The sequence below is a fragment of the Novosphingobium sp. ST904 genome (assembly GCF_001298105.1).
In the GTDB taxonomy this organism is placed as follows: Bacteria; Pseudomonadota; Alphaproteobacteria; order Sphingomonadales; family Sphingomonadaceae; genus Novosphingobium.
In genome coordinates this window covers 20155-34263 of record NZ_LGJH01000156.1, presented here as the reverse complement: position 1 = coordinate 34263, position 14109 = coordinate 20155, and the positions used below count along the sequence as shown (strand labels likewise).

The following is a 14109-nucleotide window of genomic DNA, read 5'->3' as shown; positions in this document are numbered from 1 at the left end:
GCGGATCGCCCGTGAGCTCCACAGTGACCGCGCCGCAGTGACAGCTGCCGCGATGAAGGCTCATGCCGCAAGCATCTCATCGACCCATGCCGCTACCAGCTCGGTTGCGGGGCCATGGCGCGCCTCGTCGAACCAGAGCGTCCCTTGCGAGGGCTCCAGGTTCAGTTCGAGGGTCGCCGCGCCGAATTCGCGGGCGTTGCGCACGAAACCGGCGGCCGGATAGACCGCGCCGGAAGTGCCGATCGAGACGAACAGGTCCGCCCGCTCCAGCGCTTCGAATATCTCCTCCATGCGGTAGGGCATCTCGCCGAACCAGACGATGTCGGGCCGGAGCGCCGCCTCGCCGCATTCCGGGCACTGCGGGCGATCGATCAGCGGGCCCCTCCAGGGCGAACGCAGGTCGCAGGCCGTGCACCATGCGTTGAGATGCTCGCCATGCATGTGCAGCACCCGCCGGGCGCCCGCCCGCTCGTGAAGATCGTCGACATTCTGCGTGACGATCAGCAGTTCGCCCTCCCACTCCCGGTCCAGCTTCGCCAAAGCGAGGTGAGCGGCATTGGGCGCCTTGGTCTGGATCGCTTCGCGACGCATGTCGTAGAAGCGCAGGACAAGATCGGGATCACGCGCGAATGCCTCGGGCGTCGCCACATCCTCCACCCTGTGCTGCTCCCACAGCCCTCCTCCGTCACGAAAGGTATCGATGCCGCTTTCGGCCGAAACGCCTGCTCCGGTAAGGATGACGATGTTGCGGATGTCCTTCATCCCGGCCATGAGACCAGCCTTCAACGGAGACGGCAAGTGGCACGAATCGGAATTATCGGCAGCGAAGGACGCATGGGACGCGCAATCGCGGAGGCTATCGCCGCTGCAGGCGAGGAAGTTGCGGGCGGGATCGACCGCGATGGCGACGTGGCAGCGCTGGCCGCCAAATCCGACGTGCTGATCGATTTTTCCAGCCCCGGCGCGCTTGAGGGCAACCTCGATGCCGCCATGGCTGCCGGCAAGCCGATCGTCATCGGCACCACCGGTCTTGAGGAACGCCATCACTGGCTGGTCGACACCGCCGCCGAAACGATCCCCGTGCTCCAGACCGGCAATACCTCGCTCGGCGTCACCCTGCTCGCTCATCTCGTGCGCGAAGCCGCGAGCCGCCTTGGCGAGGACTGGGATATCGAGATCGTCGAGACTCACCACCGCATGAAGGTCGACGCCCCCTCCGGCACCGCACTGCTGCTTGGCGAGGCGGCAGCCAAGGGCCGCGAAGTCAGCCTGCCCGAGGCGGCCGTGCGTGGCCGCGACGGCATAACCGGCAAGCGCGAGAGCGGGACCATCGGCTTCGCGGCGCTGCGCGGCGGCACCGTTGCGGGCGACCACACCGTACATTTCCTGGCCGACAGCGAGCGCCTATCGTTCTCGCACCTCGCCGAAAACCGCACGATCTTCGCGCGTGGAGCGGTCAAGGCGGCACAGTGGCTGCTCGGCAGGAAAGCAGGCCGCTATACCATGCCCGAGGTGCTGGACCTTTGAACAAGGCCGAGATTTTCGAATTCTTCCGCCGTCTCGCCGAGCTCAATCCCTCGCCCGAGACGGAGCTGGAATTCGGCAACAACTACCAGCTTCTCGTCGCCGTGGTGCTTTCAGCGCAGTCGACTGACGTCGGCGTCAACAAGGCGACGCGCGCACTGTTCCGCGAGGTGAAGACCCCGGCGCAGATGGTCGAGTTGGGCGAGGAAGGTCTGAAACAGCATATCAAGACGATCGGGCTGTTCAATTCCAAGGCCAAAAACGTCATCGCGCTCTCCGAAATCCTCGTCGATCGCTATGACGGCGAAGTGCCGGAAGACCGCGATGCGCTGGTCGAACTGCCCGGCGTAGGCCGCAAGACCGCCAACGTGGTCATGAACTGCGCCTTCGGGGCCGAGACCTTTGCGGTCGACACGCATATCTTCCGCGTCGGCAACCGTACGGGGATTGCCAAGGGCAAGACCCCGCTGGCAGTCGAAAAGCAGCTCGAAAAGCGCGTGCCGCAGCCTTTCCGGGTGGGATCGCACCACTGGATGATCCTGCACGGCCGCTACATCTGCAAGGCGCGCACGCCCGAGTGCTGGCGTTGCCCGGTGATTGACTTGTGCGACTACAAGGACAAGGTTCTGGAGAAGGGAGCCGCTCGCAAGGCTGCCTGATCGGGAGGATGTCCATGCTCCGCCGTCACATCGCCTTCGTGCCCTTCGCCCCTGCCGTGCTTCTCGCCAGCGCCTGCTCCCAGCAGGAGGCAAAGCCGCCGCCACCTGCAAGCCCCGCCGCGCAGGCAATCGGCGCTGCGCAGGACTGCCTGCCGCTGGCGCAGTTCTCGAACACGCGCATCCGCGACGACTGGACGATCGATTTCATCGGCGGCGCTGGAAACCGGGTTTGGCGGGTAACGCTGCCGAACCGCTGCTCTGGGCTGAAATCCGCCGACAGCTTTACATACGCGACCTCGCTCTCGCAGCTCTGCCGGAACGATATCATCTATCCGCTCAACCGCGTGGGGAACGGTTTCCAGCGCGGCGGCGGCTGCGGACTGGCGCCGTTCACGCCCGTAAAGCTGGAGCAATAAGCGGGAGATTCCCGGCCGCTTCGAATGGAAGCGCGCGCAGTTACGGCGTGCGCTCCTTGCCGCGCGGCCTGGCATTATTGGGGCGCAAGGAAGCGTTGCTCCCCTGCGCTATCGCTTCAGGCCTCGTACTGATCCGGATCGACGTTCAGCCCTCGGCGGCCGTCCGAAGAAGTCCGGGTCGGTGCGTGAGGCATTTCCTCGTCCGGATCGACCAGAGGCTGGAGCATGCCCTCGCTGCGGGTGATGACAGCCGTCGCCACCGCATTGCCCACGACGTTCGTCGCCGAGCGGCCCATGTCGAGGAAGGTGTCGATGCCCAGCAGCAGCGCGATGCCTTCCACCGGCAGGCCGAACTGCGTCAGCGTTGCCGCGATCACCACGAGGCTGGCGCGCGGCACGCCGGCGATGCCCTTCGAACTGACCATCAGCGTCAGCAGCATCAGGATCTGCGTGCCGATGGGAACGTGGATGCCATAGGCCTGCGCGATGAAGATCGACGCGAAGCTCATGTAGATCATCGAGCCGTCGAGATTGAAGCTGTAGCCCAGCGGCAGGATGAAGCCCGAGATGCGGCGCGGCACGCCGAAACGGTCGAGCTGCTCGAACAGCTTCGGCAGGCTGGCTTCGGACGATGCGGTTGAGAACGAGAGCAGCAGCGGCTCGCGGATGTAGCGGAACAGGGTGACGATCCGCCCGCGCAGGAAGATCCCGCCCACGATGAACAGCAGCAGCCAGAGCAGAAGCATCGCGAAGTAGAATTCGCTGACCAGCACGCCGTAAGTAACGATGATGCCAAGCCCGCGCACCGCAATCACGCTGGCAAGCGCGCCGAACACCGCGAAAGGCGCAAAGCGCATCACATAGTCGGTAACCTGCAGCATCAGTTCGGACAGTGCCTCGCTCACCTTGACGATGATCGCGCCGCGTTCGCCGATCGCGGTGAGCCCGACCCCGACGAAGAGCGAGAAGACGAGGATTTGCAGAATGTTGTTTTCCGCCATCGCATCGACGGCGCTGCTGGGGAAGATTTCGAGGATGAAATGGCGGAGCGTCAATTCGCCCATTTCCAGCTTGCCGAGATCGGACGCCGTGGTGAGGCCCGCGCCGACACCCGGCTTGAACAGGTTCACCAGCACCAGACCGAGACCGAGCGAGATCAGGCTGGCGGTTATGAACCAGCCCAGCGCCTTGCCGCCGATGCGGCCGAGCGCCGCGCTGTCGCCCATGCCGGAAATGCCCGTGACGATCGTCGCGAAGACCAGCGGCGCGATGATCATCTTGATGAGCTTCAGGAAGACGTCGGGCAGCAGCTTGAAATAGTCGGCCCATTCCGCAAGCCGCGGATCGTCCGCCGGCAGGCTCGCGTGCAGTACCCAGCCCACGGCGATGCCCAGCACCATGCCGATAATGATATAAAGCGTCAGGCGCCTGCCCATTCCCACCTCGCAACAAAATTGCTGGCGACACTAACAGCGTGACCCGGCGGGTCAACGCCGGGCCGGACAGTTTCCGTCAGGTTCAGGGCCTCGCGAGCGCCGCCTCGGTCACGCGGCGATAGATGCGCACGAGCATGTCGAGATCGGGGATCGCCACCGCTTCATCGCGCTTGTGCATCGTCGCGTTCGACAGGCCGAACTCGATCACCGGCGAAAGGTCCTTGAGGAAGCGGGCGTCCGAAGTTCCGCCGCTGGTGGAAAGCTCCGGCTCCACCCCGGTCTCGGCGCGGATCGCTTCCGCCAGCATGGCGGAGAACGCGCCGGGCTCGGTAAGGAACGCCTCGCCCGAAATCACCGGGCGCGCGGTCCCGCCGTGGCGCTCGGCAATCTCGGTGACGCGGCGCGACAGGCTTTCGCCGGTGTGCAGGTCGTTGAAGCGGATCGAGATGCGCGCCGAGGCCCGGGCCGGAATCACATTGGTGGCCGGATTGCCGACAGTGAGGTCGGTCACTTCAAGATTGCTGGCCTGGAACCAGTCGGTCCCTTCGTCCAGCACGATGGCGTCGAGTTCGGACAGCATCGCCACCAGCCCGGTGATCGGATTGTTGGCCAGATGCGGATAGGCGACGTGGCCCTGCACGCCTTCCACCTCAAGCCAGATGTTGACCGAGCCGCGACGGCCGATCTTCATCATGTCGCCCAGGCGGTGCACCGAAGTAGGCTCTCCGACGAGGCAGAGGTCAGGGATTTCGCCCACTTCGCGCATGTGATCGATCAGGGCGAGCGTACCGAAGCGCGCCGGGCCTTCCTCGTCGCCGGTGATGACGAAGCTGATCGTACCCGCTTCCGCCGGGATCTGCGCGGCGGCGGCAACCATGCAGGCGATGGAGCCCTTCATGTCCACCGCACCGCGGCCGTAAAGCAGCTCGCCGCGCACTTCCGGCGCGAAGGGAGCGCTGCTCCAGCCCTCGCCCGGAGGCACAACGTCGAGGTGGCCGGCGAAGGCGAAGTGGCGCGAACCCACGGGGCCCTTGCGGATCGCGAAAAGGTTCTCGACCGGGCCGTCTGGTGCCTTACCCGCGAGGAAGCGATGGACCGCGAAGCCGAGCGGGGCGAGTTGGCTTTCCAGGCAATCGAACACCGCGCCGGTTGCGGGCGTGACGCTGGGGCAGGCAAGCAGGGCTTCGGCGAGCGCGAGTACGGGTTCGGTCATGGCCCGGGCCATTGCACAGGAGCGCGCCCAAGACCATAGCCGAAGCACAGCGTTTCGCGGGAGAGCGACCATGCCCAGACTGGATATCGAAGCCATCCCACCCTCGAACGGCACCGGCTACCCGGCGCCTTTCGATACGGCGGTCGAGGGTCGCTGGTGGCGCCGCCTCGCACCCGTGGGCGGGTTGACCGAAATGGGCGCCACCCATGTCGTGCTGAAGCCCGGAGCATGGTCCAGCCAGCGCCACTGGCACGAGGGCGAGGACGAATTGCTGGTGATGCTCTCGGGTGAGGCAGTGCTGGTCGAGGATGACAGCCGCACCGTGCTGCGCCCCGGCGACATATGCGCCTGGGCCAGGGGCGTGCGGCTAGGCCATCACCTGCGCAACGAAAGCGATGCCGACTGCGTGTTCATCGCGGTCAGCGCAGGCCGGGACGCGGGCGGTTCCTATCCCGACATCGACATGATGTGGAACGAGCAGGGCTACCTCCACAAGGACGGCACTCCCTACCCCGCCAGACGCCTGCGATAGCGTGCTACTGGACCGGGGTCTCGTATTGCTCGATGACCCAGTCCTCGGCCTCGGCGGCGTTGATCCACTGCTGCATCCACTCGTGCTCCCACATGGCCTGCATATAGGCCTGCGCGAAGCCGGGAACGCCGACGCCGTAAGTGAGGAAGCGGCTGACCACCGGCGCGTAGATCACGTCTGCCGCGCTGAAGGTGCCGAACAGGAACGGCCCGCCCTTGCCGAAACGGGCACGCGCTTCCGCCCAGAGCGTGAGGATGCGCACGACATCCGCGCGGACATCCTCACCCAGCGACACGCCCTGAACACGGGTGCGGATGTTCATCGGACAGGCGCGGCGCAGCGCCATGTAGCTGGAGTGCATCTCGGCCACCATCGAACGGGCCATCGCGCGCGCGGCATCGTGCTTCGGCCAGAAACGGTCACGGCCCACCTTGTCCGCCAGATAATCAATGATGGCGAGACTGTCCCACACCACCGCTTCGCCGTCCCAGAGAATCGGCACCTTGCCGTGGCTCGGTGCGAGATCGTCGGAACTGCGCTTGGCTTCCCAGTCGTCGCCGAACAGCGGGACCGTGATCTCTTCGAAGGCAAGGCCCGACTGCTTGCAGGCCAGCCAGCCGCGGAGCGACCAGCTCGAATAGTTCTTGTTGCCGATAATAAGCTTCACTGCGCAGTTCCCCGTAGGCTGACCAAGGGAACTATCGGTTCAGCCTGGCAAAGTCGAGGATGAACGCCGTCGCAACGTGTCGCAGGAGGGGAAGGAGGAAAGCAGGAGAGAAACGCCCCCCCTGCTCCGCCATGACTGCCAAGGTCAGGCATTCACCGATCCGCTGCGTGCCTTTAGAAAAGGCGCGTGAGATAGAAGAACAGCGCGCCCACGACCGCGCTCGCCGGGATGGTCACGAACCAGGCGACGATGACGCGGCTCGCCACCGACCAGCGCACCGCGCTGGCGCGGCGGGCGGCGCCGGTGCCCACGACAGCGCCGGTAATGGCGTGCGTGGTCGAGACAGGAATGCCCATGGCGCTGGCCCCGAACACCACGATCGAGCCGGCCGTGGAAGCGCAGAAGCCCGAGTGGTGGTTGAGCTTGGTGAGCTTCGAGCCCATCGTCTTGATGATCTTCCACCCGCCCGAGAGCGTGCCGATCGAGATCGCCGTGTAGCAGGCGAGCACGACCCATTCGGGCACATGGAAGCCACCTTCGAGGTGCCCGGTGGAATAGAGCAGCACCGCGATGATGCCCATGGTCTTCTGCGCGTCGTTGCCGCCGTGGCTGATCGAGTAGGCCGCCGAGGAGAACAGATGCAGCGTCTTGAAGACGCCGTTGGACGCACGCGGGGTGGAGCCCTTGAACAGCCACGAGGTCAGCAGCATCATGCCCATCGCCAGGATGAAGCCCAGCACCGGCGAGGCGACGATGGCGATGACCGTCTTCACGGTGCCTTCCGATTCGACGACACCCGGCCCGGCCGCCGCGATGCCGGCGCCCAGCAGGCCGCCGATCAGCGCATGGCTGGAGGACGAGGGGATGCCCTTGATCCAGGTCAGCACGTTCCAGAACATCGCGCCCACGAGCGCGCCGAACACCACGGCAGGCGTCACCGCGTCCTTGTCGATGATGCCCTTGCCCACCGTCTCGGCGACGTGGAGGCCCATGATCCAGTAGGCGGCGAAATTGCCGAATGCAGCGAACAGCACGGCCACGACCGGTGAAAGCAGGCGCGTGGCCACCACGGTCGCAATGGCGTTGGCAGCGTCATGCAGCCCGTTCAGGAAGTCGAAGGCGAGCGCCAGTGCGACGAGGCCGAACAGCAGCGGCAGGGCGAGGGTATGCTCCATGTCGAGTATCCGCCGGTCAGGCGTGATCGATCACGAGACCGTCGATCTCGTTCGCGACGTCCTCGAAACGGTCGACCACGCGTTCGAGGCGCTTGAACATTTCCTGACGCACGATGAAGTGCAGAGCGTCTTTTCCGCTATCCGCCTTGAACACGCGCTTGAGGCCGGCGGCATGGATCTCGTCGGCATGGCCTTCCATGCGCACGAGGCGCTCGGTCAGTTCATGCAGGCGATGGCCATTGTCGGCGATCTTGCGCAGCAGCGGCATGATCTCGGCCGTGAGGCGCGCGGCGTCGACGATGATCGCCGCCATGTCGATCATTTCCGGCTCGAACTCGGCCACTTCGTAAAGGTTCACGGCAGTCGCCACCTGCTGCATCTCGTCGATGGCATCGTCCATCGTCGTGATGAGGCTGGTGATCGACGAACGATCGAACGGCGTCAGGAAGGTGCGGCGCACCGTCTGGAGCACTTCGCGGGTGATATTGTCCGCGTCATGCTCGCGTTCCTCGATCTCGCGAATGTGCTGTCCGCGACCCGGACCGCCCTGCGCGAGTCGCGCCAGCGCATCCGCGCCGGCAACCAGCGTGGCAGCCTGCTGCTCGAACAGCTCGAAGAAATTGCCCTGCTGCGGAAGCAGCTTCTGGAACCAGGCAAACATCGTATTGACCCCTGTCTTTTCGGCCATCCTGTCGGCCACCGCGCCGAGCAGGCGCGCGGGACTGGCGGCGGCGCGGAACTCGCGCGCGCCGAACGAACGGATCAGCGCGCGAAGATCCTCTTCGTCGACCGCCTTAGCGGCGTCGGACAGAGAGAACCAGCGCCGTTCGCGCTGATGTTGTTCGTCCCAGGTATCGAGTTCTTCGGTTACCGAGAACGGGAAGACGTCAACGTCCGCCCAGACCGACGCGCCCGAGGCGCGTTGCTTGCGATAGCGATACGACCCCAGCGGAACCGGACAGGCCGCGCCGAGCACGCCCGCCTCTTCCTCTGCCTCCGCTGCAGCAGCGGCGTGAGGGAGCAGGCCCTTCATCAACCCGCCCTTGGGAATTACCCAGCGGCGGGTGCTGCGCGACGTGATCAGCAGGATCTGGATAGGCGCATCCACGGCAGGGCCGACGGTACGATAGGGAAGAACGGCGATCTGGCGCATGGCGAGACTCCTTTCTTCTCATTGGTGCGACCGAGCGCCTCTAGGGGAACTGCGTCCGTCACGCAATCGTCACATTCGCAGTTTTGCCGGCAAGACGTTCTTCGCGGCGAGGATAATCGCGAATTACGAACGCAGCGTTACAGGTTTCGCATCCCGGAAAAGCAATCGGCGCGCCAACCGCGGGTGCGGGGCGCGCCGGAAAGCTGTCGAAGGACGGGAGTATCAGGTCAGCGAATCGCCGAAGACCGCACCGCGCAGTTCGGCAATGCCAAGCCCCTTTTCCGACGACGTGATGTGCACTTCCGGATAGGCCGCCGGATGCTTGCGCGCTTCGGCCACGGTTTCCGCGTGGACCTTTTCCAGTTCGCTTGCCTTGATCTTGTCCGACTTGGTCAGGACGATGCGGTAGCCGACAGCGGCTTCGTCCAGCATCTTCATCATCTCGGCATCCACGGTCTTCACGCCGTGACGGGCATCGACCAGCAGCAGCGTGCGCTTCAGCACGACGCGGCCACGCAGATAATCCCGCACCAGGCGCCGCCACGTCTCGACGACGGCGGGCGGAGCCTTGGCGAAGCCGTAACCCGGCATGTCGACGAGGCGGAACTGCATCGGCTCCCCCACCTCGAAGAAGTTGAGTTCCTGCGTGCGGCCCGGCGTCACCGAAGTGCGCGCGATCGACTTGCGGCCGGTCAGCGCATTGAGCAGCGACGACTTGCCGACGTTCGAGCGACCGCAGAAGGCGATCTCCGGAGCGTCGGGGTCTGGCAGGAACTTGAGCGCAGGCGCGCTCTTCAGGAACGTCACCGGTCCTGAAAAGAGCTTGCGCGCCTGTTCGATCAGTTCTGCCTGTTCTTCGTTCATGATGTGTCTCAGGCCTTGCTCTTGCCGCGCTCTGAGGCGCGCGCCTTGTCCTGCGCTTCCTTCTCGGCCATCGCCTTGAGCTGCGGATGGCGGCTGTAAAGGAACTTCTGCTGGGCGATGGTCAGCAGGTTCGAGGTAATCCAGTAGACCAGCAGGCCCGAGGCGAACGGCGCCATCACGAACATCATGAACCAGGGCATGAGCGCGAAGACCTGCTGCTGCGCCGGGTCCATCTGGGCCGGGTTCAGCTTGAACTGCAGGTACATCGTCACGCCGAGCAGCAGGGCGAGCACGCCGATCGCCAGGTAGCTCGGCGGATCGAACGGCAGCAGGCCGAACAGGTTGAGGATGTGGAGCGGATCGGGCGCCGAAAGGTCCTTGATCCAGAACACGAAGGGCTGGTGGCGCATCTCGATCGCGAGGATCAGCGTCTTGTAGAGCGCGAAGAACACCGGGATCTGGAGGAACATCGGCAGGCAGCCGGCGAGCGGGTTCACCTTCTCCTGCTTGTAGAGCGCCATGATCTCAAGCTGCTGCTTCTGCTTGTCGTCCTTGTAGCGCTCCTGGATCGCCTTCATCTTCGGCTGGATCGCGCGCATCGCGGCCATCGAGGCGAAGCCGCGCTGGGCGACCGGGAACATGATGCCGCGCACGATGGCGGTCAGCAGGATGATGGCGACGCCAAAGTTGCCGACAAGCTTGAACAGCGAGGTGAGCAGCCAGAAGATCGGCTTCTCGAACCAGCGGAACCAGCCCCAGTCGATCGACAGGCCGAAGTTGGGGATCCCCGCCTTTTCATAGGCGTCGAGCACATTGTGCTCCTTGGCGCCCGCGAAGAGCTTGGTCGTCACCGCCAGGCGCTGGCCGGGCTGGACGATCTTCTGGTCGTAGACGAGGTCGGCGCGGAAAATCTGGTTGCCGAGCGAGCGGAAAGTGCCCTTTGCGGCGGTGTTGACCGGGGCGAGTGCCGACATCCAGTAGACGTCGGTGAAGCCGAGCCAGTCGGCCTTGCCCGCCTGGTCGATATTGCCGGCGCTGACGACATCCTTGTAATTGGTGCCGAACGTCACGGAGCCGTCGAACGCGCCGATCGGGCCGGAATGGACGTTCCAGGTATCGAGGCTGGCCGTACGGTCAGTGCGGTTGACGACGCCAAAGGCCTGAAGCGTAACAGGCGCCGGGCCTTTGTTCGCCACCGCCTGATCGACGGTGATGAGATAGTTGTCGTCGATCCTGTACGTCAGCGTGAAGAGCTGGCCCGCACCGTTATCCCAGGTCAGGGTTACGGGCGTGGCCGGCGTCAGCCGTGCGCCGGCAGGCGCCGTCCACACGATCGGAGTGTCGAGACCCGGCGCCTTCACGCCCTGCCCAACCCAGCCGAAACGCGCAAACTGCTGCGCGGGAGTGCCGGCGGGGGAATAGATGCGGACGGGGCCCGAATCCTTCTTCACCGTTTCCCGGTGACGGTTGATGACCAGGTCATCGACAACGCCGCCGTTGAGATTGATCGAACCCGACAGGCCGGGCGCCGCGATCGGCACGCGGTTGCCGCCGGTCAGCGCGGTCTTGAGGTCCTGCTGCTCCAGCGCGACTTCGCCCGAATCGGTGAGGCCGCCTTCGCGGGTCGGCTTGCCGGTGCTGCCCGCGGTCGGAGTGGCCTGCTCGACCGGCTGGGGCTTGTTCGCCTGCGGGTAGAAATACCCGACCCCGGCCTGCCAGCCGAAGAGCACGAGCGCGGTCAGGACGACCGCCAGGATGATGTTGCGCTGCTTATCCACGAAGGCTTTTCCTGTCGTATTCGCGTCGGCGGCAGCGCCTGTGGCTGCCTCGATTTCATTCAGTCGGGGACGGGATCGTAGCCGTGCCCACCCCACGGTTGGCAGCGCAATAGACGCTTGAACGCCAGCCAGCCACCCTTAATCGCACCATGCTTGCCCACGGCCTCGATCGCATACTGCGAGCATGACGGCGCATAGCGGCAGGTCGGCGGCATGACGCGGGAAGGGCCGAGCTGCCAGGCGCGTGCGATAAAAATCAGCACGAGTCCCGGCAGGGAAAAGAGGAAGGCCAGAGTGCGCTTCACCGCTTGCCCCTGCGAGGTCCGCCCTTGCGGCGAGGCGGATCGCCCTTGCCGGCTTCGGCCCGCGTCAATGCAGCAAGCAGTTCCTCGCGAAGCAACGAAAAATCGCGCTCCACGCCGTTGTCGCGGCCGATCAGTACATGGTCAGTGTCGGCAAGGCCATGTTCGGGCAACATCTCGCGAAGCAGCGCCCGGAAACGCCGCTTCATGCGGTTGCGCACGACGGCATTGCCGATCTTCTTGGTGACGGTGATACCCGCCCGCATACCCTGCCCGCCATTCGGCTTGGCAAGAAGCACGAAGCCCGGCCGAGCGACTCGCAGGCCTGCATTGGCCGCAACAAAGTCGGCCCGCCTGGTCATCGTGGAGTAGGCGCTGGTCATCGCGGTCACAGATAGGGTCGGCGATCGACGATCACAAACTACGCGCTGAAAAAAGCGCTGATTTGCAAACGGCGGCGCCCGTGCCGCCATCCGAATCCCCGAAAGGTACGGGAACTCGGATGGCGACACGGGCGTGCCGCATCCAGCCGTGAGGCTGAAAGACTTAGGCCGAAAGCTTCGAACGGCCGCGAGCGCGGCGCGCACGAAGCACCTTGCGGCGCCGGCGGTCGCCGTGCGGGCGCGGAAGCCGTGACGGCGGGCGCGAACAAGGCGGCTGGGCTGGAAAGTGCGCTTCATGACGGTCCTCGAAATTCCAGTTACGGTCCCGAAGGACCTGAACAAAAGGCCACCCAGTGATGGATGACCACAAAACAGAAGGGCGCCGTTACTGGAGCGTGCCAGGAGAGTCAAGGCAAAGGCGCTTTCGGGCCCTGCCAGGAAGATGTCTGCGGCGATCTACTTGGACGATACTACCGATGGCCATGCCCGCCAATCCCGCGTCGAGCACGACAAGCCGGGGGGACATGCTAGGATCAAGGCCCGGGAGAGGCCGAAAGAGGCAGGAGCAGAACGATGGCACAGGAAGACCGAATCGGCGCACTCGTAGGATGGTCGTCACGCAACCTCGGCCCGAACATCCTGCTGGAATTGCAGACCTTCGAAAAATCCGGCTGGGAATCGCACGAAGACCCCGAACATTCGCGAATCCTCATGACGCGAAGCCAGGCCGCGGTACTCGCCAATCACCTGCTTCAGGTCAGCGGCACTCAGCCGCCCCGGCGCAAAGGCTGGCTTGGCTCTCTGTTCGACTAGGTAGCCACTTCCGATTCGGAACATCGGGCTGCTTTCCCCAGCGTGCCGAACCTGGGCAGCCGCCGGGCCGTTTCCAACAACGGACGCTCCAAGGCGAAATGACTCGCCACGCCGAACAGGCATGCCAGCAGGACCACCGGCGGGACGAGGAGATATTGCGGGATAGCCGCCAGCGCCTCACGGCGGAGAGCCAGGCCATATCCCATCAGCACGAAAGTATGCGTAAGGTAGAGCGCATAAGATGCGTTCCCCATCGTCAGGAGAGCCTGACCAAGCCCCCCTTTCACATTCCGCAAGGCAAGAAAGCCGGTGACGATCGCCAGCCCCGCCCCGCCCCAGGCCAGGACTCGCGGCAGTCCCTGCAATCCGTGCGTCGTCGCGTGCGATACGAACAGCGGCGCGGAATGCATGAGCGCGAATCCCGCACAGACGAGGATTGCCGGTGCGGCCCATCCCTGCCACCGGATCGCCGCATGGAATCGGGCGAGCCCGAGGCCGAACAGGAACTCGAGGGGAATCGGGTCCGTTAGGAACGCTCGCAGCGGACCGATCGGCAGGGCATGCCCCACGCCCCAGAACACCACGATGAGGCCGCCCGTTCCGAACAACGCCAACCTGCGGGAACGCAGGGACAGGCAGGCGGCGAAGACCAGGTAGAAATAGACTTCATAGACAAGCGTCCAGGCCACGCCGATGATCGGCGCCCGCCGGGCAGCAGGGCCAGAGCCATGGCGATATCGCCGCCGGTCAGGAATTGCTTCTGGAAGAAACCCATGGCCATGAGCGAAAGCATCGCCAGGCAAACCAGCCAGTAAAGCGGATAGATGCGGGTTGCGCGCCTTTGCAGGAAGTCCAGCGGGGAAGGTATCGCCTTGCCTGTCTGGAAGCTCGTATGAGCCATGATGAAGCCGCTGATGACGAAGAACACGTCGACTCCGCCCGCGCCGCCGGTCGTCAGCCAGTCCGGACTGAACGAGCCGGCCACGCCGTTGGACATTTCCAGTGCATGGTGCACCGTCACGGCAAGCGCTGCCAGCGCCCTGGCGACCTGAAGACCGGCCAGCGTGTCCTGCGGCCGGTTCGTGGACACCGGGTTTCGTGTGCCCGGCACAACCCTGCCGACAATACTCATAAGATCGATCCGGCCACCGCGCTCGCCTCCCCGCCCGCGAAATCGGCCCGATCATGCTGTGA

At 64.8% G+C, this 14109-nt stretch carries 15 protein-coding genes and 2 pseudogenes; 5 read left to right on the top strand and 12 right to left on the bottom strand.

Annotation, left to right across the window (positions count from 1 at the left end; translation table 11 throughout):
* Window positions 1-60 precede the first annotated feature (60 nt).
* The gene (locus tag ADT71_RS19265) at window positions 61-762 is read right to left on the bottom strand and encodes an NAD-dependent deacylase (protein WP_054439576.1); all 702 of its coding nucleotides are present in this window, start codon (window positions 760-762) and stop codon (window positions 61-63) included.
* A 36-nt stretch (window positions 763-798) separates the two neighbouring features.
* On the opposite strand from ADT71_RS19265, the gene dapB reads away from it, so the two are divergent.
* From dapB to ADT71_RS19250, 3 genes are read left to right on the top strand one after another with little or no spacing between them, the layout of a single operon-like run.
* The gene (dapB, locus tag ADT71_RS19260; protein WP_054439421.1) at window positions 799-1527 is read left to right on the top strand and encodes a 4-hydroxy-tetrahydrodipicolinate reductase; all 729 of its coding nucleotides are present in this window, start codon (window positions 799-801) and stop codon (window positions 1525-1527) included.
* Window positions 1524-2183 (top strand): endonuclease III, encoded by a 660-nt coding sequence (gene nth, locus ADT71_RS19255; RefSeq protein ID WP_054439419.1) that lies wholly within the window; start codon window positions 1524-1526, stop codon window positions 2181-2183. The genes dapB and nth overlap by 4 nt, the downstream gene beginning before the upstream one ends.
* Before the next feature lie 14 nt (window positions 2184-2197).
* Window positions 2198-2599: a hypothetical protein gene (locus tag ADT71_RS19250; protein WP_054439574.1), complete on the top strand. Its 402-nt coding sequence runs from the start codon at window positions 2198-2200 to the stop codon at window positions 2597-2599.
* Between the two features lie 116 nt (window positions 2600-2715).
* On the opposite strand, the gene ADT71_RS19245 is transcribed toward ADT71_RS19250, so the two are convergent.
* Window positions 2716-4035, bottom strand: a complete 1320-nt coding sequence (locus ADT71_RS19245; RefSeq protein ID WP_054439417.1) for a dicarboxylate/amino acid:cation symporter — start codon at window positions 4033-4035, stop codon at window positions 2716-2718.
* An 82-nt stretch (window positions 4036-4117) separates the two neighbouring features.
* Window positions 4118-5248, bottom strand: a complete 1131-nt coding sequence (gene dapE / locus ADT71_RS19240; protein ID WP_054439572.1) for a succinyl-diaminopimelate desuccinylase — start codon at window positions 5246-5248, stop codon at window positions 4118-4120.
* A 70-nt stretch (window positions 5249-5318) separates the two neighbouring features.
* Between dapE and ADT71_RS19235 the strand changes: the two genes are divergently transcribed.
* Complete coding sequence (locus tag ADT71_RS19235) at window positions 5319-5780, top strand: cupin domain-containing protein (protein WP_054439415.1); 462 nt, start codon at window positions 5319-5321, stop codon at window positions 5778-5780.
* Window positions 5781-5784: 4 nt separating this feature from the next.
* On the opposite strand, the gene ADT71_RS19230 is transcribed toward ADT71_RS19235, so the two are convergent.
* From ADT71_RS19230 to rpmH, 8 genes and pseudogenes are all read right to left on the bottom strand, one after another.
* Window positions 5785-6447: a glutathione S-transferase family protein gene (locus tag ADT71_RS19230; RefSeq protein ID WP_054439413.1), complete on the bottom strand. Its 663-nt coding sequence runs from the start codon at window positions 6445-6447 to the stop codon at window positions 5785-5787.
* A gap of 173 nt (window positions 6448-6620) precedes the next feature.
* Entirely contained in the window at window positions 6621-7622 is a 1002-nt protein-coding gene (locus ADT71_RS19225) for an inorganic phosphate transporter (protein WP_054439411.1), read from the bottom strand.
* A 16-nt stretch (window positions 7623-7638) separates the two neighbouring features.
* On the bottom strand, window positions 7639-8775 hold the full coding sequence (locus ADT71_RS19220; protein WP_082370457.1) for a DUF47 family protein: 1137 nt from the start codon (window positions 8773-8775) through the stop codon (window positions 7639-7641).
* A 222-nt stretch (window positions 8776-8997) separates the two neighbouring features.
* A complete protein-coding gene (gene yihA, locus ADT71_RS19215; protein WP_054439408.1) occupies window positions 8998-9639 on the bottom strand; it encodes a ribosome biogenesis GTP-binding protein YihA/YsxC in 642 nt (213 codons plus the stop codon).
* 8 nt (window positions 9640-9647) lie between these two features.
* Complete coding sequence (gene yidC, locus ADT71_RS19210) at window positions 9648-11417, bottom strand: membrane protein insertase YidC (protein ID WP_054439407.1); 1770 nt, start codon at window positions 11415-11417, stop codon at window positions 9648-9650.
* Window positions 11418-11476: 59 nt separating this feature from the next.
* Window positions 11477-11722 carry a membrane protein insertion efficiency factor YidD gene (gene yidD / locus ADT71_RS19205; protein ID WP_054439405.1) on the bottom strand — a complete coding sequence of 82 codons (246 nt, stop codon included), beginning with the start codon at window positions 11720-11722 and terminating at the stop codon, window positions 11477-11479.
* Window positions 11719-12102, bottom strand: a complete 384-nt coding sequence (gene rnpA, locus ADT71_RS32320) for a ribonuclease P protein component (protein WP_054439403.1) — start codon at window positions 12100-12102, stop codon at window positions 11719-11721. Before rnpA ends, yidD begins: the two co-directional genes overlap by 4 nt.
* 163 nt (window positions 12103-12265) lie before the next feature.
* A pseudogene (gene rpmH / locus ADT71_RS32315) lies at window positions 12266-12399 on the bottom strand (50S ribosomal protein L34).
* Window positions 12400-12675: 276 nt separating this feature from the next.
* On the opposite strand from rpmH, the gene ADT71_RS19195 reads away from it, so the two are divergent.
* Window positions 12676-12915 carry a hypothetical protein gene (locus ADT71_RS19195; protein WP_054439401.1) on the top strand — a complete coding sequence of 80 codons (240 nt, stop codon included), beginning with the start codon at window positions 12676-12678 and terminating at the stop codon, window positions 12913-12915.
* Here the strand turns inward: ADT71_RS19195 and ADT71_RS35900 are convergent.
* Window positions 12912-14047, bottom strand: a pseudogene (locus ADT71_RS35900) (acyltransferase family protein). The gene ADT71_RS19195 and the pseudogene ADT71_RS35900 sit on opposite strands and share 4 nt — an antisense overlap.
* Window positions 14048-14109: the final 62 nt, after the last annotated feature.

Excerpts from the sequence above, each read along its gene's own strand:
- ADT71_RS19265 (WP_054439576.1), bottom strand. The coding sequence starts at position 762 with ATGAAGGACATCCGCAACATCGTCATCCTTACCGGAGCAGGCGTTTCG.
- ADT71_RS19250 (WP_054439574.1), top strand. The coding sequence starts at position 2,198 with ATGCTCCGCCGTCACATCGCCTTCGTGCCCTTCGCCCCTGCCGTGCTT.
- ADT71_RS19245 (WP_054439417.1), bottom strand. The coding sequence starts at position 4,035 with ATGGGCAGGCGCCTGACGCTTTATATCATTATCGGCATGGTGCTGGGC.
- dapE (WP_054439572.1), bottom strand. The coding sequence starts at position 5,248 with ATGACCGAACCCGTACTCGCGCTCGCCGAAGCCCTGCTTGCCTGCCCC.
- ADT71_RS19235 (WP_054439415.1), top strand. The coding sequence starts at position 5,319 with ATGCCCAGACTGGATATCGAAGCCATCCCACCCTCGAACGGCACCGGC.
- ADT71_RS19225 (WP_054439411.1), bottom strand. The coding sequence starts at position 7,622 with ATGGAGCATACCCTCGCCCTGCCGCTGCTGTTCGGCCTCGTCGCACTG.
- ADT71_RS19220 (WP_082370457.1), bottom strand. The coding sequence starts at position 8,775 with ATGCGCCAGATCGCCGTTCTTCCCTATCGTACCGTCGGCCCTGCCGTG.
- yihA (WP_054439408.1), bottom strand. The coding sequence starts at position 9,639 with ATGAACGAAGAACAGGCAGAACTGATCGAACAGGCGCGCAAGCTCTTT.
- rnpA (WP_054439403.1), bottom strand. The coding sequence starts at position 12,102 with ATGACCAGCGCCTACTCCACGATGACCAGGCGGGCCGACTTTGTTGCG.
- ADT71_RS19195 (WP_054439401.1), top strand. The coding sequence starts at position 12,676 with ATGGCACAGGAAGACCGAATCGGCGCACTCGTAGGATGGTCGTCACGC.